Below are 19,393 nucleotides of genomic sequence, written 5' to 3'. Positions count from 1 at the left end.
CTATGAGTAAACCAACTGAAAGTTTATTAGCTAGACTTGGACCTGCAGTATTGCCATTTAAGAGAGTAAACCGAGATAATCAAGAGAATTCAAAAAAGGTAGGAACTGGGGAATGTATATCATTTGCATCCCATTTGATTCATATTAACAGTGCAGGTTTAGATAATGTGCAATTTGCAACTAGAACTAATTTAATCAAATAGATATCTGTGGATTATAGATGTTAATGGGCTGTTTGTTATCCTGGAAAGTACGCCAAACCCAGCGGCTGCTAGAGGATGTGTGTGTCATAGTAATATTACAGCTGGAGAACCTGCACTTCAGGGAGGTGAGCTTTGGTTTTTAGGACCTGATTCAGTAATGCTCAATTTTCGATCGGGAAGATATGGAGCAGAAACAATAGACCATGAAGATGTGGTGATAGAATACTGGGAATGCCTTGGTTTTGCCGTTGAACTTGAATAGGGCGATCTGTAAATGCCAGCTAAAATCATAAGATAATAGTTCATCTAAAGAATACTCCTGCCTTGGAGTGTCTGCACCGAAAAAAGCCGATGTAATTATCAGCTTTACTTAAAATTATATTACCTTTTTTGTTTTCCCTTTTTTAGTCACAAGTTTATCGTGAACTTCATGAAGATTTTCAGGACAGACAAAAGAGGCACAGTTGAGGTCTTTCTTAAACCAACGGAGCAGGGCTATGTAATCTTCCCATATTTTGAAATCCTTAATTTTATAACTGTATTTCAGGCAGGTTTTAACAGCCTGCTAGTTCTGTCTGATATTTTGTTCTTGTGAAAGTAGATAATAGGATAGAAGAGAATTCCGAGAGGATTTTAAAAGGGTCTCTGTTATTGAATCTTTTAAAAGGGAAGTAAAGAGAATCTGCGGAGCGACATTGTGAAAACCACTTTTAAAACCGTTTCTTTTTAAGACAGGGTGAATTTTTATTTTTGGAAATATCTTATAAGGATTGATTAGATATTTCGGGGAGTTTTAAAAATCCTTTGAACGGATTTCAAGAGCAGAATAATATTGCCATGCATGATAGACACTTGAAAATACCTTTGTACTTAAAGACATGGTGTGTACTTCGCCTTTTGAAGTTATCCAATGATGCATCACTTCCTTGTGGAAATGTAGGGGTGTAACCCTTTTCATTTGCTTGTACGAGTATACAATGCGTACCATTTGGAACCCTTCGCAGGTATCAAAAACTGAGGCCATTCAATTTCCTTGAAAGAGTCTTGTATTTTAGTTTTCGCTGACAAGTAATGTGTTTTATTTAATTTGGGAGGACTGTTTTTGGTTGTCGGGTTTCTTTTCGTGTTTATCCAAATCCTTGAAGAATACTTTGGTTTTTAAGCATAAAAAAAGTCCTAATTTTCATTAGGACTTTTTTGGTGGGGAGAGCAGGATTCGAACCTGCGAAGTTCACACAGCAGATTTACAGTCTGCCCTCGTTGGCCGCTTGAGTATCTCCCCGAAGCTTGTTTTGTCTTGCGTTGTTCTGCTTGACGGGTGCAAATATAGGGACACTTTTTAATTCTGCAAACAAAAATCACACTTAATTTTAAGTTTATTTTGTGTTGTTTTTTAAATCGTTGGTATTGAATAAAATAAAAAGATGCGGCTAGGTGATTTTTTTTAATTTTTTTTTAGATGTTGGCATTATTAGCCCGAAAATGGGAGAAATTCAACTTTAACTTCGCTACCTCTTAGATGAAATATTGCTTTTTTTAGATGATTTAAATGTAGATGATGTGAAAAATAATCGAAGGCGAAGGATGTTTTGTTATCAAAGCTTCCTGAAATTTTTAATTATTAACGATATTCAGGACAAATGAGATTGAATAAAATGATAATCTTTTACTAGAGGAGGTGATTTTGTTTTAGTTTATTATTCCTGAGATCTGGAATTGTTATTTCTTTAGATGTATCAAGTAGGAGAGTTCTAAGATTAGATTGAAATACTGTATTGAGTTATTATTGGCTCGTTTTAGAGATTTAAGTTGAAAAGTTGTGTTCGATGTTGGATAAAATAAAAAAATCTCCACAGAGGAGATTTTCACTTTAAGTCAATTGGCTTTTAAACTCTGTCATAGTATTTTTTAAGATAGTTCTACTAATTAGTGTCACAGGAATATATTGAAATGCGCTATGGGTTATTATTAGCTCATTTTAGACATTTAAGTTAAGAACTTGTGTTCGGTATTGATTAAAACAAAAAAATCTCCACTAGGGAGATTTTTTTTGTTTTTATTCTAATATTGGTATTATTTAGCTAAAAGCTCAATAATTTTTGCTCTAAGTTCATCGCCTCTTAAATCTTGTGCTACAACTTTTCCTGATGCATCTAGTATAAATGTTGCAGGAATTGATTGAACACCGTATTGAGCTGCAATTGGCTCATCCCAAAATTTTAAGTTAGAAACGTGCGTCCAAGTTAAATTATCTTTTGCAATGGCTTCTTTCCAAGCTTTGGCATCTTTGTCTAAAGAAACACCAATAATATTAAGTCCTTTTGAATGTAGTTCTTTATAGATAGCTACAACATTTGGGTTTTCCTTTCTACATGGTCCACACCATGAAGCCCAAAAATCTACAATGGTAACTTTGCCTAAACTTTCTTTAAGCGATACCGTTTTTCCTTCTGGATTAGGAGCAGAAAAATCTGATCTTCAGTTAGCGCTACCAACTGGAGGAGCAGTAGCACCAACAGCAGGCATTTTCATTTGACCGATTTTTTCTTTGATTTCTTTTCCTGGTTTAGTGTTCTTTACAGATTCATCTAAACTAGTGTAAATAGCTTCAGCTTTTTTCAAATCAGTTGAAGGGTCATTTAACATTCCTTTGATGATTAATGCGCTGATGAAAGATTTTGGGTGAGACTCAGCATAAGTAGTGTACTTATTTTTAGTTTCAGTTTGAACATCACCTTGGATTTTCATGAATTCTTTCATTAAACCATTGATTACTGCTGTATCTTTAGCTTGTTGAGCAGTGTTCATAGTTGCAGTGTTTTTTTTCTGGAAATCAACTAATTTCTTTTGAACTTTCATAAGCTCATCATTGAATTTTACATACTCATCATTGTTGTATGTACCAGAGATTTTAGATTTGTGGATGCTGTCTTTATCTACAACAACTGTAATTTCTCCAGTTTCAAGGATAAAAGGAATAGGACCTTGAGCATCTTGTAATTGTAATATGTGAAATGCAGGCTCAGTAACTTTACCTTTAATTTCGAATTTTCCGTTTTCAACTTTTACAGTGTCAAGAGAGATAGGCGCTCCTGTAGCTGGATCTTGAGTTTGTAGGATGATAGTTTTCCCGTTTTCAATTCCTTTTGCAGTTCCAGTAATAAGGTATTCTCCGTCTTTAACTTTGTTGCATGAAATTATTGCTATAGAAGCAGCAAGTAAAAAAAATATTTTTTTCATTATTAATTAGTTAATTGATTTGTGGAACAAAAGTATTTAAAATTATAAGACATAAATAATTTTGTAACCTAAAATTTTGTTATAGTTTTTTGTAGGGTAAAAACTTCGTAATCAGTCTGTTTGATGGGTTTTTAATCGGGAGATGATGCTCTTTTGGGTTTATTCTAAAATAAAAAACAATATTTTATGTGTTTTTGTAGCAAAAAAAAAGCATCCGCCAGTGGTGGATGCTTTTCTATAAAAACTATAAAAACTAGTCTTGATTTGTTTTCTTTCTCCAAGTAAAAGAGTTAAGAATATGTCTTTTTGCAAATCTACCAGGAGAATCTGCATTTACCATTTTTACGTAAGTAGCTTTAGGTACACTGATGTATTCGTAAACACTACCATTTGAGAAATCAATAATTAATCTACCTTCTACAAATTTGTAATCTGTAATAGATGAAGTAGAGATTGTTTCAGTATATTCTGGCAAGTTTGATTTAATTGTCTCAGGATTGATACTTACCAAAAAGTGGTATGCTTCAATAACTAATTTACTTTTTTCTTCTGCTTCTTTCAAACCAGCGTCGTTACCTTGAAATTTGTCAGGATGACATTCTTTCATAGCATTACGGTAAATGGTTTTTAAATCTTTTAATTCTGCAGTTTTGTCTACATTTAGTAACTTGCGGTATTCAACTATTTTTTTCATAAATAAGATAACTACTTGTCTATTAGATTGAAATTAATATTTGTTTAATTCAAAAAAGACAAATTTTTTGCAAAGGTACACTTTTTTTTAACTTTTTACTTTCGTAGTAAAAAATATTCAAAAAATATATAAAATATTGATTCTGAGAGTTAAAAAGCATGCCTTTTGCATGAACTTAAGTATGAAAGTTCAGAACTTTGAAAATAATCGATTTATTTTTGTTCTGGTTTATTATTTGCCTTGTCAAAGTTTTTTGACTTTTTTGGATATTTGTTATAACTGATATCGCTAGGGTTTTCGATTATAGACTTTATAGTAATCCAATCTCCAACTACGTGATTAGCATGTGCTATCTTGTAATCTAAAAGGTATTCACCACAAAAATAATTGTTATTTTCATCCTTCTCCATTACTCCTGTATAAACTCCTTTTTGTAACATTTTTTCTTGAGAAGCCTTTGTCATGATATTTTTATTTAAAAATTGATGCTGCAAAGTTAATCAATATATTGTTTGGTTTAGGGAGTTCGTGACAATCTGAGTATATTTGCACATGCAAAAAAACTTTAGACCAAATCCAAATTCGTTCAAAAATACATTTTGTGTTTTTCAGGAAGTAACGAAGAAAGAAGTTGAAGGTTTGAAAATTCAATTTGAAAGTAAGGCCGGAAGCACCTATTATTATTCAGATTTAGGGATGTATCGTTTTTCGAATCATTGGGGAAGATTGGCCAATAGTAAATGGCGTTTAATCGCTTTGGAACCAGAAACAGAATCTAAATTTAAACTAGGTTTTGCACCTTGGAGCTCTTTTTATCCTGATAATGCTATTGATAAATTATATTATATCGAAGCTGATTTTGATAAAAACAGTGTTAATTATCAACATAAAAATAATCCTGAGTACAATAATAAAGCAATACTTAGAACAAGTTTTGAAACAACAAAAAGAATTAAGCAAATTAGGAATTTACAGCAATTAACTTCGTGGGCAAAATATTTTGATTATGATGATATTGCTATTTTGCGTAAATCAATTATAAATGAACTTATTTTTACCAATAAAACATTGGAAGAAATTAAAAAAGAGATAGAATAATGGGAAGGAATAACGAAAGGAATATCAAGAAGCACAACGATAAGTTGCACAAAGCACAGGACAAAGCTAAACAGGCAGAACTTGCACGTAAAGAGAAATTAAAACAAATTGTAAAGAAATTCAATGAAGACAAATCTTCATCTGATAAATAAAACACATATAAATGGAAAAAGATAAATTCAGCGGTTTAAAAGAAAGCGTTCAGGAAATTATAGATTTAATTGCTGCTAAACAAAACAAATCTGCGAATAATAAATTGGTAGAAGTAAGTGATATTTTGGATGAATTGCTTGATTTCTCTGAAGAAGACGAAGATTTAATCGAGATTAGTAAATACCAGGTTTTGCTAAATCAATTGCACCAAAAGATTAATACTGCCGAATAATAGTAGATTTTACTTTCATGGAAAATTCCAAATGTTATTGTGATACAGGTTTAGATTTTGATAATTGTTGTGGTTTGTATCTCAAGAATAATCAAATAGCACCAACAGCTTTGGCTTTAATGCGTTCTCGATTTTCGGCTTACGTTATTAAAGACGCCGATTATTTATTGGCTACGACCCATTCATCAGAAAGGAAATATTATTCGAAAGAAGATATTTTAAAATGGGCTACTACCAATGAGTGGCAACGATTAGAAATTATCAGCTTTACAGAAACTACTGTTGCCTTTAAAGCTTATTTTTTAGACGAAAATAAAGAACCGCAAACGCATTACGAATTTTCTACTTTTAAACAAGAAAATGGTGCTTGGTACTATGTTGACGGAAAATTTGAATAATTAGTAGTTTTGTACTGATTATCAGCTGTTTTTTTGCTGAATCTTTTAACTAAATATTAATATCTATATTGTTTAGCTAGAGTCTAAAATGATGTAATTTTAGAATTATGAAAGAGGAACATAAAAAAGGGTTTTATTTTAAAACATACGAAGCACCAAATCAGTCTCCGTTTGAAAAACTTTTTGGTATTTTCAAAGAGTTAATCACTCATACTTCGGGTGATTTTGATGAAGCAATAGATTGGCTTCGAGAATTGGATAAAGAATACAAGCTTACTGATGAGAATTATACCATCGATGATTTTATAGAAGATCTAAAAAAGAAAGGCTATATAAAAGATGAACTGAAAGAAGATGGTTCATCGGGAATTGGGATTACTCCCAAAACCGAACGAGCTATAAGGCAACAGGCTTTAGATCAGATATTCGGAAATTTAAAGCGCTCTGGAAACGGAAATCACAAAACTAAATATGCTGGAAGCGGGGATGAACATACGGGAGAATTCCGTGAATTTCATTTTGGTGATGGATTAGAACGGATTTCGCTTACAGAAAGTTTGCGCAATGCTCAAATTAATAATGGAGTAGATGGTTTTATGCTCACCGAAAATGATTTGGTTGTTGAAGAAACACAATACAAATCACAGATGAGTACTGTCTTAATGATTGATATTAGCCATAGTATGATTTTGTATGGTGAAGATCGTATTACTCCTGCCAAAAAAGTCGCCATGGCTTTGGCGGAATTAATTACTACACGTTATCCTAAAGATACACTTGATATATTGGTTTTTGGAAATGATGCTTGGACAATTGCCATCAAGGATTTACCTTATTTAAAAGTTGGGCCCTATCACACCAATACGGTAGCAGGCTTGCAACTGGCAATGGATTTATTACGCCGAAAACGAAATACCAATAAGCAAATATTTATGATTACTGATGGTAAACCAAGTTGCGTTCGCGAACGTGATGGATCTTACTATATGAATAGTAATGGCTTAGATGAGTATATTGTAGATAAATGTTACAATCAGGCGCAACAAGCTAGGAAACTGCATATTCCAATTACAACATTTATGATTGCAAATGATCCGTATTTGCAACGCTTTGTGAATCATTTTACCGAAGCAAATCAAGGAAAAGCATTTTATACAGGATTGAAAGGTCTCGGAGAAATGATTTTTGAAGATTATGAAGCGAATAGAAAGAAAAGGATTAAATAGGATTTCTTAGGTTCAGGCTCAGAGTTACTAAGATTCAAAGGTTTTGACTAGATTGTCATGCAGAGCGGAGTAGAAACATGTAAATGAGATTAATTATAGTAAATTCATATTGAAATTGTTTGAAACTAAAAATCAGCGTGATTGATACGAATTACAATAAGCATAATAAAATAATACTAAAGGATGATAATTTAAATTCTTCAGCCTTTAATTTTAAATAACAAACATGAAAGTAGAAAATATAAAAACACTTGGTGAATTAAAAAAAGCAGGATACGAAAGTAAAAGTATCAAAGACGAATTGCGAAATAATCTTCGTGAGAAGATAAAATCAGGAAAGCCAGTTTTTGAAGGAGTTCATGGTTTTGAGAATACAGTTATTCCAGAATTAGAACGTGCTATTTTATCCCGTCATAATATTAATTTATTAGGACTTCGTGGGCAGGCTAAAACGAGATTGGCTCGAAAAATGGTTGAATTATTAGATGAATATATTCCATTTGTAGCTGGTTCTGAGATTAATGACGATCCGCTGAATCCCATATCGCGTTTTGCAAAAGATATTATTGCAGATAAAGGCGATGCAACTCCAATAAGTTGGCTTCACAGAAGTGATCGTTTTTTTGAAAAATTGGCTACACCAGATGTAACTGTTGCTGACTTAATTGGTGATGTTGATCCTATTAAAGCGGCGAATTTAAAGCTGTCTTATGCAGATGATCGTGTGATACATTTTGGAATGATTCCACGTGCCAATCGTTGTATTTTCGTAATTAATGAATTACCCGATTTGCAAGCAAGAATTCAAGTAGCATTGTTTAATATTCTACAAGAAGGAGATATTCAGATAAGAGGTTTTAAATTAAGAATGCCACTTGATATGCAGTTTGTATTTACTGCAAATCCTGAGGATTATACCAATAGAGGAAGTATTGTAACGCCTTTAAAGGATAGAATAGGATCACAAATTTTAACGCATTATCCAGAAACAGTAGCTATTGCAAGAACGATTACTGAGCAAGAGGCAAAGTTGGATGTAGAACAAGAAGAATTGGTTTATATCCCGAGTGTGGCTAAGGATTTATTAGAACAAATAAGTTTTGAAGCTCGTGAAAGTGAATTTGTTGACAACAAAAGTGGGGTAAGCGCAAGGATGAGTATTACTGCTTATGAAAACTTATTGAGTACTGCAGAACGCCGTGCTTTGCTTGCTGGTGTTGATAAAACTACGTTGCGTTTATCGGATTTTATGGGAATTATTCCAGCTATTACAGGAAAAGTTGAACTGGTTTATGAAGGAGAGCAGGAGGGAGCAGCTATTGTTGCGCAACACCTGATTGGAGATGCGATTCGAACATTTTTCCCAACCTATTTTCCGAAGATTGAAAAATTGGAAAAACCGAATGAAAAAACACCATATACAGATACAATCGAATGGTTCTTTACCGAAAGTGGTTTTGAGTTATTAGATGATTGCTCAGATGAGGAATACAAGAGAATTCTTGATGGAATTCCGCCGTTGGATATCTTACTTAAAAAATACCAACCTGAATTGCCAGAAGAAGACCGTCATTTTATGAAAGAGTTTATTCTATGGGGATTGGTTGAATATAAAAAACTAAGTAAAGACCGTTTTTCTGATGGATATGAGTTCAAGGATATGTACGGAAGTTATATCAGCAAGTTATAAAAATTGTAAAAAGGGTTTGATGATTGTCAAACCCTTTTTTATGCAGTTTCAAGTTTGAATTATTATTTTTTATTATTTGTTGTCAATTTTAGTGGTGCATATTTTTTTTAGCCTACCTTCGACCGTTGGTTGTACTTGCATTCCATCAAAAAACATAAATGGAAAATAGCTTTGAGGCTTTGATCGCTACCTATATAGATAGTAAAGTAGGTATATGCGAACATTTTTTAAGTACAGAATTGGCAAATAATTTAAAACAAAATCTTCTTGATTTAAATGCCAATAGTTTATTACTCGATGCAGGAGTAGGCAATCTGGAAAAAGTGACTTATGATGGGGCTATTCGTAGCGATTCAATTTATTGGCTTGACAAAAAGCATAATAATGCATTCGAAAATGAATTCTTTGTACAAATAGAAACTTTTATAGCTTACTTAAATAGTAGTTGTTATGCTGGAATAACAAGTTATGAGTTTCATTACTCTTTGTATGAAAAAGGAGATTTTTATCTAAAACATTTGGATCAGTTTAAGAATAACCCAAGTAGAAAATATTCTATGATATGTTATTTAAACGCCAACTGGAAAGAAAGTGATGGGGGAGAACTTCTTATTCATCAGTTAGATAACAATCAGAAAATTAGCCCTACCCAAGGAAAAACAGTTTTTTTTAAAAGTGATGAACTTGTACATGAAGTATTGATTACTCAAAATACTAGAATGAGTATTACAGGTTGGTTAAAGAGTGATTAAGTAACTGGTTTTTAGTGTGTTTTGTTTTTTAATTAAAATAACTCTACTATTTCTATAGAATATTAGAAATATATTTATAGATTTGTAAAAGAAATGAGAAACGAAAGCCAAAATACTATCCCTTATGACTGTGATGCAATAATGTGCTATATGTATGATTTGTTGTATGAACTAGCTTAGTATAATTAGGCTATCTAGTTTAAAAGGCCTATTTTACATGTTATAGGAAGATTTTTAAGAATGATAGATTTTGAATTATAGCTAAAAAATAAAATATGAGATTATATTCTATAAATACAAACATTATGATGCAATGCTGCCACATGAAAATTCCCCCCTGTTGCAGAAGTTGCTATTGTTTATATGATACTATTTAAGCTCTTTCGTAACAGTTTCGAAAGGGTTTTTTTATGCCATTCTCATTTCAATTACTATACTTATTTACTAAAAAATTATAATTTAACACCCATAAAATTATGAGTTCACAAATTGCAAAACAGAACCCTTTTCAATCGATGATTGATCGTTTTAATATAGCTGCCGATATTCTTAAATTGGATGAATCGGTTAGGCAAAAACTACAAAGACCAGAGAAGCAAATCGTAGTTAATTTCTCTATTACACTTGATAATGGTAAAGAACAAAACTTTGAAGGATATCGTGTAATTCATAATACTGCATTGGGACCATCTAAAGGAGGTATTCGTTATGATACAGCCGTTAATCTCGATGAGGTAAAAGCCCTTGCTGCTTGGATGACTTGGAAATCGGCAGTAACAGGAATTCCTTTTGGAGGAGCCAAAGGAGGAATTATTTGCGATCCAAGGCAACATTCTAAAACTGAATTAGAAAAAATTACACGGGAATACACTAATGCTTTGTCGGATATTTTTGGGCCTGACAAAGATGTTCCTGCTCCAGATATGGGAACTGGTCCAGATGAAATGGGGTGGTTAATGGATGAGTTTTCTTTGATTCATGGAAAAACAATTCATTCTGTTGTGACTGGTAAACATTTGCATTCAGGAGGTTCATTGGGTCGGGTAGAAGCCACAGGGAGAGGAGTAAGCATTATTAGTATTCTGGCACTTCAAAAATTAAAACTTAGACCTGCAAGATCAACCGCAGCTATTCAAGGATTTGGCAATGTAGGACTTTATTCCGCTTTATTTTTATTTGAAAAAGGAGTTAAAATTGTTGCTGTAAGTGATATTTCTGAAGCATTTTATAATCCACAAGGATTAAATATTCCAGAGCTTATCTTGTATTATAATCTAAATAACAAAAGCGTGAACGGATACCCAAATGCTGTTGCTATAAAACATGAAGAGCTATTGTTACTTGAAGTAGATGTTCTCATTCCTGCAGCCAAGGAAGATGTGATTACTGCAGTAAATGCGGGATCTATCCGTGCCAAGATTATAGTTGAAGGGGCTAATGGACCTGTTTCTTCAGATGCTGATAAAATACTGCATGAGAACAATATTTTAGTAGTTCCAGATATTTTAGCAAATGCTGGAGGGGTTACGGTTTCTTATTTTGAATGGCTTCAGAATTGTCTTTTAGAGTCTTGGAGAATCAATCAGATTAATAAGCGTTTGGAAGATATATTAGAAAAAAGTTTTGAAACAGTTTTTGCTACCTCTGTAAAATATAAAGTATCACCGCGTATTGCTGCTTATATAATTGCTCTGCGTAAGGTTGCAGAAGTTCAGGAAGTAAAAGAAATTAAATTGATTGAAAAAAAATTCAAGCAAAATTAAGAACGATTACGTTTAAAGTCAACTTTAAACTAGATTTAAGATAATTTTCATTGGCTATATGTAGTATTTTTTTTGATGTTTTTTTTCTTTTTTTAAATACTGCGTTGGTTAGTCGCATTAGTATATAGTCAATGGAAATGTCTTTTTTATTCAGTTTTGTTATTCTTAGCATATATATTATTTAAAAATGGAACACATTAATTTTTTGGCTTTTGCCATGCCTGCTTTTTTTCTTTTTGTATATATTGAGTTTCGATTGGCACAGCGAAGTAATCGACCAGAATTATTTAATTATGAAAGTTCTGTTTCTAACATAAGTATTGGTATTGCTGAACGATTGATTAATCTTTTTATCGCGGCCAGTTTTTACCAATTGTATTATTACATCTATAATAATTACAGGATTTTTGATATTTCAAGTAATTTTTTAGTTTGGATTGGATTGATTCTCGCAACAGATTTTGTTTGGTATTGGTATCACAGACTGGGGCATGAAGTAAATTTTTTCTGGGCTGCTCACATTGTGCATCATCATAGTAGTGAGTTTAATTTTACTGCAGCAGCAAGAATAACGACCTTTCAGGCTATTATTCGAACTGGATTTTGGTGTATACTACCTTTTATAGGTTTCCATCCTAAGATGGTTATTACGATGCTTATAGTGCATGGTGCTTATTCTTTTTTTACACATACACAGGTTATAAAGAGAATAAAATGGTTAGAATATGTTTTTGTAACACCATCGGTTCATGGGATTCATCATGCTTCGGATGAAAAATATTTGGATAAAAACTATGGAGATATGTTTACATTTTGGGATCGTATTTTTGGAACTTTCCAAGAAGAGGAAGAAAAACCAAAATATGGATTAACACATCCTTTAAAAAGTTACAGTTTTCTTTGGCAACATTTTCATTATTATTTTGAAATTTACGAATTATGGAAACGCTCCAAAGGTTTTAAAGCTTGCTGGAATGCTATATTTGGTAGCCCTGCCGACATGGATCAGGATATTCGCCCGATATTAGAGAAACGTTTTCTACAAGACAAAGACAATCCGAGCCACCGACTTAAATTTAAAAATTATCTCTATCTGCAACTTGGTGCAAGCACATTTTTGTTGACTATTTTTACTTATTATTTTGATTCTTTGAATGTGTCTGATAAATTATTTGTTTTGTCTTTTATCATCATTACGCTTATTAATTGTGGGGCTTTATTAGAGCAAAGAAAATGGATTTTTTATCTTGAATATTTCCGTATTTTCATTTGTACGACATATTTTTTATATGTTGTGAACGAGGTTGAATTCTTTATTGTTCCTGTTGTTATCATGTTTTTGGCTGAGCAAGTTTTCTCTCTGGGAGAAAAATATCAGAACATGGTGTTAGAGCTTGAAACGTCGGAGGGATAACTCTAATCTTGTACTAGTTTTTTTATATTTTTTGTCAATTTGATTTTATAATAGCAGCTCTTTTGTTATATTTGAGAGTATAATATGACAATGCGAATTTTAAATTAATTTATAGAAAAATAAGAATTATAGAGAATGGGATTAATCAACAATATGTTCGGAAAAAAAGAGGAAGCTATAAAAACATACGCAGATTTTTGGAATTGGTTTAAAACAAACGAAAAGGATTTTTTTAATACGGTAAGTAAAGGAGACAATATTGAAAAAAATTTCTTTGATAAGTTATCTCCTAAATTGCAAGAGCTAAAAGAAGGTTATTTCTTTTTGGCAGGGATGGCTAATGAGGATACTGCCGAGTTAGTTCTTACAGCCGATGGTAATATTAAAAATATAGTTTTTATAGAAGATTTGGTAAATGCAGCCCCTCAGCTTCCTAATTGGAAATTTACTGCACTAAAACCTGCTATGAATATTGATAATTTGGGTATTAAAATGAATGGCTATGCTTTTGATAAAGAGAATCTATTCTTTTATTCAAATGAAGAAAATGAGTTTCCTGATAAAATAGACATTACAATTGTTCATTTAGATTGCACTGAAGAGAACAAACCTATTATAACAAATGGAACATTTATCTTTTTGGATAATTACCTTGGAGAACTTCATTTTACTGAAAACGTTGATATGATTAATGTCGTTGGTACAAATGAAGCAACTAAAGAGTTAGTGCCTATTGAAAAATTAAAAGATTTCTTGATTTGGCGACAAAAAGAGTTTGTTGAGAAATATGATGGAGTACGACATGATACCGAAAATGATGGTTATTCAAGTCTAGAAGCTACCCTTAGCAATGGTATGCCATTAATGGCTGTTATTAATTCGACATTGTTTGAATGGGATGCAAAGCCATCGCATCCTTGGATTGTAACTGTAAGAATTGGGTATAATGGAGCGGAGAATAATGGATTTCCTGATAGCGATATGTTTCATTTATTAGACGAAATTGAAGATGACTTTTTGATGGAAAAACTAAAAGATTCTGATGGATATTTAAATCTAGGACGTGAAACTGCTGATAGCTTAAGAGAGATTTATTTTGCTTGTAAAGATTTTAGAAAACCTTCAATAGTGCTTGAAGAAATTAAAGACAAATTTGCTTCTCAGGTGGAGATTGAATATGAAATTTATAAAGATAAATACTGGCAATCATTCAGTAGGTTTATGAATTAAATATTGTTGAGTTAAGGCTCTAAGAGAGTATACTCTCTTAATTTAATTCTGAGTAATTATTATAAAAAAGCATCCACATTTAGTGGATGCTTTTTTGTTTTATAAGGTTACAGAGTCGTTGTTTCGGTAGTTTTTTTCTCCCCAGTCTGCCATTGAATTTAAAATCCCTTCAAAAGATTTACCAAGAGAGGTCAACTCATATTCTACTTTAGGAGGAACTTGCGCGTGAACGATTCGATTTACTAGTCCGTCACTTTCTAGCTCTTTAAGTTTAGAAATGAGCATGCGTTCAGAAATTCCAGTAAGTCTGGATCTTAATTCACTGTATCGAAGCTTGTGTTCGTTAATTAGATAACTTAAAATATTTATTTTCCATCTTCCTCCTATTAAAGAGAGTGTGTAGGCAATACCACAAGTCTCGTTTAGTATTTTTTCATTAATACTATTGGTAGAATTTTCTTTTCTCATAATAGGTACTTACTTTTTTGTTAGTACTTGACAATTTAGTAAGTACTAGTATCAGTGCAAGTTAGTAAATATATTTGTTGTAGAATTAAAATATATAAAAAATGGAAACTATTAAAACAATTGTTCATTGGTCTAGTTATTTGTATTATCTATATGTGTTTGGATATGCCTCACTTTTTAAAATTTTTCAAAAAGAATCTATGATGAAAAGCATGGAATCTTTAGGCTTTAACAAGGTTTGGACAATTTACATTGGTATTGGGGAGGTTATAGGTGTTTTGTTAATCGTAATAGGGTTATTTAATCCGCCTATAAAAACAATTGGAATTTTATTTTTGTTCCCTTTTGCAGTAGGTGCATTTACAGCCCACATGGCACATCAGGAGTATAATCATTTTTATAATTCTCTTATAATGTGTGTTCTGACTATATTGTTGTTATGGTCTGATAAAAATTTTAAAATAATTCTGTAAAAGTGATAATAGGTCATTGTTGTTACCATTAAGGTAAATTAAGTTTCTATTTTTGACGGAACTTAATTTACCCTAATTGTAAAGAGGTTTTACAGATTCATTCCTCCTGAAACTTCAATGCGTTGAGCATTAATCCATCGAGCATCTTCAGTACATAAGAAAGCTACAACACCACCTATATCATCAGGTAATCCGGCACGTCCCAATGCAGTTACAGATTTGACATAATCATTATATTGTTGAATGTCTCTTACAGCTCCACCTCCAAAATCTGTTTCGATGGCTCCAGGAGCTACAACATTAACGATAATTTTACGGCTACCAAGCTCTTTAGCTAGATATTTTGTAAAAGTTTCTATTGCACCTTTCATAGAGGCATAAGCAGAATAACCTGGTCCAGTAAATCGTGCCAATCCTGTAGAAATATTAATTATGCGCCCACCATCTTGTAAAAAGGGCAATGCTTTTTGGGTTAAAAAATAAACACCTTTGTAGTTGATGTTCATTAATTGATCAAATTGTTCTTCAGTAGTTTCTGAGAAGGGAGCATTAATTCCAATACCTGCGTTATTGATTAAGAAGTCAAAACGTTCAGCATGAAAAGTATCTTTTAATACAGTGGTAATTTGGGTATAAAAGACATCAAAGTTCTTTATATCTCCACCAGTATTAAGTTGCAAAGCAACTGCCTTTTGTCCTAGTTTTTCAATTTCAGAAACTACATTTTTAGCTTCATCTTCATTGCTATTATAAGTAAGTATTACATCGATTCCTTTTTTAGCAATGCTTAATGCCATATTTTTTCCTAATCCTCTACTGCCTCCAGTTACTAAGGCTATTTTTGTGTTTGTTGCCATTTTTATATTTGTTTATAAATGAAAGAACAAAGGTAAATAAGAAGCAAAATGAGGGATTTGCAAATATCAATCAGATGTTTGCAAAATTCAAATCCAATGAATTATAATCGAAAAGATAAGGGGGTAAGTGAGGTTTGTTTTTTGAAAAAATTAGAAAAATGGGCTAGTTCTTCAAAACCAAGTGTGTATGCAATTTCAGATACATTCCAGTTGGTTTCTTTTAGCAAAATTTTTGCTTCTTGTGTTAGTCGGCTACTTATTAATTCGGTAGTAGTTTTTCCGGTATTTTCTTTTAATACTTTATTAAGATGATTTACATGAATAGATAATCGAGCAGCAAAGTCTTTGGCCGTTTTTAATTCAACTTTCTGGTGTGGAGATTCTATAGGGAATTGTCTTTCAAGTAATTCTATAAACAAGGATGAAACTCTAGCTGCCGAATTATGTTTAGAGTATAAAGCTGTTACAGGCTGTAGTTTTTGTCCAAAATGAATTAACTCTGATACATAATTACGAATTAAATCATATTTATAAGCATAGTCAGAATTGATTTCGGTATGTATCTTTTTAAAAATCAGTTCGATTTCAGTAGTTTCATCATCGTTGAGTTCAAAAATAGGATAACCATCTGATTTAAATATAGGAAGTTCATCTAGTTCTATTCCGTTTTTATTCCCTGTTATAAATTCAGATGTAAAAATACAAAAATGACCTGACTGATCAGTGTCTAGAGGAACATAATGATACGGGATTTTGGGAGTAGCAAACAAGATGGCATTCTTTTTAATGTCAATTACTTTGTCAGCATATTCAGCTCTATTTTTACCTCTAATTAAACTTATTTTATAATAAGCTCTTCGGTCATAAGACATAACGGGTTTGTCCTGAAATTTTTCCCAAAGTTCTTTTATATTGAAAACATTAAAGTGTCCAATTTCTTTTTTTATATCATTTGGTAATAGTGAGCTAGGCTCAATAGCTGAACCTTCTGTGATTTCTTTATAAAATTGATCGATTGAAGTCGTTTTCATATAAAGGACTTGTAAGATTCAAATATACAAAATAAAATAATTAGGGATTTAAATAGATTTTAATCTAAAAAAGGGTCCCTTGTATTAACTCAGGTTGTGTATTGCTATTAAATTTGAAAGTGTCAATTACTATGAATTGTTTTATGGTATCGTCAAACTGTCTCAGTACAATGTTATCACATACAAAATTGATATCGACTGTGGTAAAAATCTGGTTTGCAATTTCGATGTTTTCAGGACTTAATTTTCTGGCAATCGATAGATGTGGATTGTCGCTTTTTTTCATATTTGAGATAAGAAGCGATTGTTGAACCCGTTTCATGATTGGTTTTAATTTGTTTTTAGAAACTTCGTTGGGAGTTATTACAAATGCACCATTTGTATAAGAATTAAAATGGTCTAATTGTATATCAAATGGTTCAAAACTATCACACAATCGGCTTAATTTAGATTTAACAATTTCAAGTTCTTTGTCTGAAACTTTGAACTCACAAATGGTATTATGGGCAACAGAATTTTTACTATTAAACCATCCTACTTCCTTAGCCAGTTGCTCTTTCATTGATTTAATTATAGCAATGATTGGTTCTGTAGGGTATATTGCTACCGAATAGTGTTTAAGCATGATAGACTTTATTTCTTATAGTGTTAGAGATTTACAAAGTTAGCAATACTATAGTTGAGGTTCTTTTAATTTTTCTTTTTTGATTGAAAATATTTCAAGGCATCATTGATTGCCACTTCAGTATGTAGATAATTGATTCCTAATTCTTTTATTGATTTTTCATTTGAATAAAAATTAGAGACACACAGCGCTTTCATATTAGTAGAGTTAATGTTTGTTTTAATTTTAAACAATCGGATGAAATCTCCAAAATAACCCAATGTAATTAGCATTTGCTTAGGAATTTTTATCATAATTGGGTTTTGATTTGCAATTATATTTAGCTTCTTGAAAAACTCTAAGTAGCTGAGGTTTTTATTTGCTAGAAGAAAATTTTCTCCATTTTTTCCTTTTTCTAAACAGGCAATAATTCCCTTTGAAACATCTTTAACATGGACAAAATTCTTTCCTCCTGGTGGGTAAAAAATGATTTTCTTTTTCCAGCTCATTAAAATAATTTTCCCAGAACTTGGTTTGGAATCGTATGCGCCAATCATAAAGGTTGGATTGATTATTTGTACCTCAATTTTATCTTTGTTTTTAAAAAGATACTCTTCAGCTTCCAATTTGCTTTTGGCATAAAATGAATTTGTAAATGGAGGTTTTATTTTCTTTTTTTCATTCCCTAAATCATCTATAGAACCATAGCCCAATGTATTTGCTGTACTAACGAAAATAAACTTTTTTACCTTGCAGTAAATTGCAGTATTGAATAATAGAACAGTTGCATCATAATTTATTTTTTGGTAATTATGATAGTGGAGCAAGTTTTGATTTGTTTCGGCTGCAATATGAATTACAAAATCTACATCTTTTAATATTGTAGTTAAATCATCAAATAAATTGCCTTGATGCAGTTCTAGATTTGGATGAATCTTACCTTCGAATTTTGCTTTATCACGGATTAATCCTTTTACGAGAAAGCCATTATTCAATAAGTTTTCGGCCACATTGGTACCTAACAACCCATTAATTCCTGTTACAAATACTTTTTTCATTATCCTATTTCTCTTTTAATTGCTCTAGTCATTAAGGGGAGTCGTATTCCGATTGGTAAGATTTGGAGTATAGCCCAACTTATAGGATTTACCATGATTACTGTGTTTTTTTTCAATAATTGTTTGATACAATATTGAGCTACTTTTTGCGGATCGAGCAAGGTTAGTTTTCCTAAAAATCCCTGTTTTTCTATTCGAGCTTTAATTTCGTCATTGGTTTTCATTGCACCAGGATTTACAACACTTACAAACACATTAGTATCCTTTAATTCTTGGTATAATCCTCTTGAGAAGGAGTGGATGAAAGTTTTGGAGGCTGGGTAAACAGTTTTGTAACCAATAGGAGAAAAAGCTGCCATGCTTGAAATATTAAGTATATAGGATTGTTTTTGTTCCATTAAATTAGGCAGCAACTGATGGGTTAGGATAGAAGTTGCTACAACATTTAGTTGCATGATTGTATTGATGTAATCGACCTTGGCATCGATGAATTTTTTTGAGCCTCCAGTTCCAGCATTATTAATTAAGATATGAATCTTAAAATTTTTGTTTATCCAATTGGATAGTGCTAAAACATTATCTGAAATTGATAAGTCAGTTTCGAAATAGGCTGTTTTAACAGTGTATTCTTTTGCTATTTCATTGGAGAATTCCGAAAGCCCTTGATTGGGTAAGCTTACCAATATGAGATTCATTTTCCTTTTAGCGAATTCCAAAGCAAACTCTTTTCCTAATCCTTGACTGGCTCCTGTTATTACTACAAATTGATCTTTTAATTCTTCTTGCGCTTCCATATTTTTTTAATTATA

General features: G+C 31.9%; 23 protein-coding genes, 1 tRNA gene and 1 pseudogene. 13 read left to right on the top strand and 12 right to left on the bottom strand.

The window, feature by feature from the left end; translation table 11 throughout:
* Positions 1-2: 2 nt before the first annotated feature.
* Both LNQ49_RS03925 and LNQ49_RS03920 read left to right on the top strand, forming a co-directional pair.
* A complete protein-coding gene (locus LNQ49_RS03925) occupies positions 3-203 on the top strand; it encodes a hypothetical protein (RefSeq protein WP_229987418.1) in 201 nt (66 codons plus the stop codon).
* A gap of 79 nt (positions 204-282) precedes the next feature.
* Positions 283-465: a hypothetical protein gene (locus LNQ49_RS03920; RefSeq protein WP_229987417.1), complete on the top strand. Its 183-nt coding sequence runs from the start codon at positions 283-285 to the stop codon at positions 463-465.
* A gap of 114 nt (positions 466-579) precedes the next feature.
* Here LNQ49_RS03920 and LNQ49_RS03915 read toward each other — a convergent pair whose 3' ends face one another.
* The 6 genes and pseudogenes from LNQ49_RS03915 to LNQ49_RS03895 all read right to left on the bottom strand — a co-directional run bounded on the left by LNQ49_RS03915 (position 580) and on the right by LNQ49_RS03895 (position 4,601).
* Positions 580-696: a PcfJ domain-containing protein gene (locus LNQ49_RS03915; protein ID WP_229991313.1), complete on the bottom strand. Its 117-nt coding sequence runs from the start codon at positions 694-696 to the stop codon at positions 580-582.
* A 705-nt stretch (positions 697-1,401) separates the two neighbouring features.
* Positions 1,402-1,485, bottom strand: a tRNA-Tyr gene (locus LNQ49_RS03910).
* 791 nt (positions 1,486-2,276) lie between these two features.
* Positions 2,277-2,663, bottom strand: a pseudogene (locus LNQ49_RS23345) (peroxiredoxin family protein); the annotation flags it as partial.
* An 18-nt stretch (positions 2,664-2,681) separates the two neighbouring features.
* Positions 2,682-3,443, bottom strand: coding sequence for a DUF4369 domain-containing protein (locus LNQ49_RS03905; protein WP_229987416.1), 762 nt, complete (start codon positions 3,441-3,443; stop codon positions 2,682-2,684).
* 253 nt (positions 3,444-3,696) lie between these two features.
* The gene (locus tag LNQ49_RS03900) at positions 3,697-4,137 is read right to left on the bottom strand and encodes a KTSC domain-containing protein (RefSeq protein WP_229987415.1); all 441 of its coding nucleotides are present in this window, start codon (positions 4,135-4,137) and stop codon (positions 3,697-3,699) included.
* 212 nt (positions 4,138-4,349) lie between these two features.
* On the bottom strand, positions 4,350-4,601 hold the full coding sequence (locus tag LNQ49_RS03895; protein ID WP_229987414.1) for a hypothetical protein: 252 nt from the start codon (positions 4,599-4,601) through the stop codon (positions 4,350-4,352).
* A gap of 88 nt (positions 4,602-4,689) precedes the next feature.
* On the opposite strand from LNQ49_RS03895, the gene LNQ49_RS03890 reads away from it, so the two are divergent.
* From LNQ49_RS03890 to LNQ49_RS03845, 10 genes are all read left to right on the top strand, one after another.
* On the top strand, positions 4,690-5,235 hold the full coding sequence (locus tag LNQ49_RS03890; RefSeq protein WP_229987413.1) for a hypothetical protein: 546 nt from the start codon (positions 4,690-4,692) through the stop codon (positions 5,233-5,235).
* Complete coding sequence (locus LNQ49_RS03885) at positions 5,235-5,387, top strand: hypothetical protein (protein WP_229987412.1); 153 nt, start codon at positions 5,235-5,237, stop codon at positions 5,385-5,387. Before LNQ49_RS03890 ends, LNQ49_RS03885 begins: the two co-directional genes overlap by 1 nt.
* A gap of 11 nt (positions 5,388-5,398) precedes the next feature.
* On the top strand, positions 5,399-5,620 hold the full coding sequence (locus tag LNQ49_RS03880) for a hypothetical protein (protein WP_229987411.1): 222 nt from the start codon (positions 5,399-5,401) through the stop codon (positions 5,618-5,620).
* 17 nt (positions 5,621-5,637) lie between these two features.
* Positions 5,638-6,018 carry a YchJ family protein gene (locus LNQ49_RS03875; protein WP_229987410.1) on the top strand — a complete coding sequence of 127 codons (381 nt, stop codon included), beginning with the start codon at positions 5,638-5,640 and terminating at the stop codon, positions 6,016-6,018.
* Between the two features lie 107 nt (positions 6,019-6,125).
* Positions 6,126-7,244: a vWA domain-containing protein gene (locus tag LNQ49_RS03870; RefSeq protein ID WP_229987409.1), complete on the top strand. Its 1,119-nt coding sequence runs from the start codon at positions 6,126-6,128 to the stop codon at positions 7,242-7,244.
* 226 nt (positions 7,245-7,470) lie between these two features.
* The gene (locus LNQ49_RS03865; protein ID WP_229987408.1) at positions 7,471-8,934 is read left to right on the top strand and encodes an AAA family ATPase; all 1,464 of its coding nucleotides are present in this window, start codon (positions 7,471-7,473) and stop codon (positions 8,932-8,934) included.
* Positions 8,935-9,092: 158 nt separating this feature from the next.
* On the top strand, positions 9,093-9,686 hold the full coding sequence (locus LNQ49_RS03860) for a 2OG-Fe(II) oxygenase (RefSeq protein ID WP_229987407.1): 594 nt from the start codon (positions 9,093-9,095) through the stop codon (positions 9,684-9,686).
* Positions 9,687-10,162: 476 nt separating this feature from the next.
* Positions 10,163-11,449 carry a Glu/Leu/Phe/Val family dehydrogenase gene (locus LNQ49_RS03855; protein WP_229987406.1) on the top strand — a complete coding sequence of 429 codons (1,287 nt, stop codon included), beginning with the start codon at positions 10,163-10,165 and terminating at the stop codon, positions 11,447-11,449.
* Between the two features lie 187 nt (positions 11,450-11,636).
* Positions 11,637-12,863, top strand: coding sequence for a sterol desaturase family protein (locus LNQ49_RS03850; protein WP_229987405.1), 1,227 nt, complete (start codon positions 11,637-11,639; stop codon positions 12,861-12,863).
* A gap of 135 nt (positions 12,864-12,998) precedes the next feature.
* Complete coding sequence (locus LNQ49_RS03845) at positions 12,999-14,093, top strand: DUF695 domain-containing protein (RefSeq protein ID WP_229987404.1); 1,095 nt, start codon at positions 12,999-13,001, stop codon at positions 14,091-14,093.
* Between the two features lie 99 nt (positions 14,094-14,192).
* Here LNQ49_RS03845 and LNQ49_RS03840 read toward each other — a convergent pair whose 3' ends face one another.
* Positions 14,193-14,561 (bottom strand): winged helix-turn-helix transcriptional regulator, encoded by a 369-nt coding sequence (locus LNQ49_RS03840; protein WP_229987403.1) that lies wholly within the window; start codon positions 14,559-14,561, stop codon positions 14,193-14,195.
* Between the two features lie 101 nt (positions 14,562-14,662).
* On the opposite strand from LNQ49_RS03840, the gene LNQ49_RS03835 reads away from it, so the two are divergent.
* A complete protein-coding gene (locus LNQ49_RS03835; RefSeq protein ID WP_229987402.1) occupies positions 14,663-15,034 on the top strand; it encodes a DoxX family protein in 372 nt (123 codons plus the stop codon).
* An 89-nt stretch (positions 15,035-15,123) separates the two neighbouring features.
* Here the strand turns inward: LNQ49_RS03835 and LNQ49_RS03830 are convergent, their stop codons facing one another.
* The 5 genes from LNQ49_RS03830 to LNQ49_RS03810 form a co-directional block, all read right to left on the bottom strand.
* Complete coding sequence (locus tag LNQ49_RS03830; protein ID WP_229987401.1) at positions 15,124-15,891, bottom strand: SDR family oxidoreductase; 768 nt, start codon at positions 15,889-15,891, stop codon at positions 15,124-15,126.
* A gap of 101 nt (positions 15,892-15,992) precedes the next feature.
* The gene (locus LNQ49_RS03825) at positions 15,993-16,922 is read right to left on the bottom strand and encodes a helix-turn-helix domain-containing protein (protein ID WP_229987400.1); all 930 of its coding nucleotides are present in this window, start codon (positions 16,920-16,922) and stop codon (positions 15,993-15,995) included.
* Positions 16,923-16,986: 64 nt separating this feature from the next.
* A complete protein-coding gene (locus LNQ49_RS03820; RefSeq protein WP_229987399.1) occupies positions 16,987-17,547 on the bottom strand; it encodes a 2'-5' RNA ligase family protein in 561 nt (186 codons plus the stop codon).
* 65 nt (positions 17,548-17,612) lie between these two features.
* The gene (locus tag LNQ49_RS03815) at positions 17,613-18,584 is read right to left on the bottom strand and encodes an NAD-dependent epimerase/dehydratase family protein (RefSeq protein WP_229987398.1); all 972 of its coding nucleotides are present in this window, start codon (positions 18,582-18,584) and stop codon (positions 17,613-17,615) included.
* Positions 18,584-19,378 (bottom strand): SDR family NAD(P)-dependent oxidoreductase, encoded by a 795-nt coding sequence (locus tag LNQ49_RS03810; protein ID WP_229987397.1) that lies wholly within the window; start codon positions 19,376-19,378, stop codon positions 18,584-18,586. The genes LNQ49_RS03815 and LNQ49_RS03810 overlap by 1 nt, the downstream gene beginning before the upstream one ends.
* Positions 19,379-19,393: the final 15 nt, after the last annotated feature.

The sequence above is a fragment of the Flavobacterium pisciphilum genome (assembly GCF_020905345.1).
GTDB lineage: Bacteria > Bacteroidota > Bacteroidia > Flavobacteriales > Flavobacteriaceae > Flavobacterium > Flavobacterium pisciphilum.
This window is presented reverse-complemented; position numbering and strand designations above follow the sequence as displayed.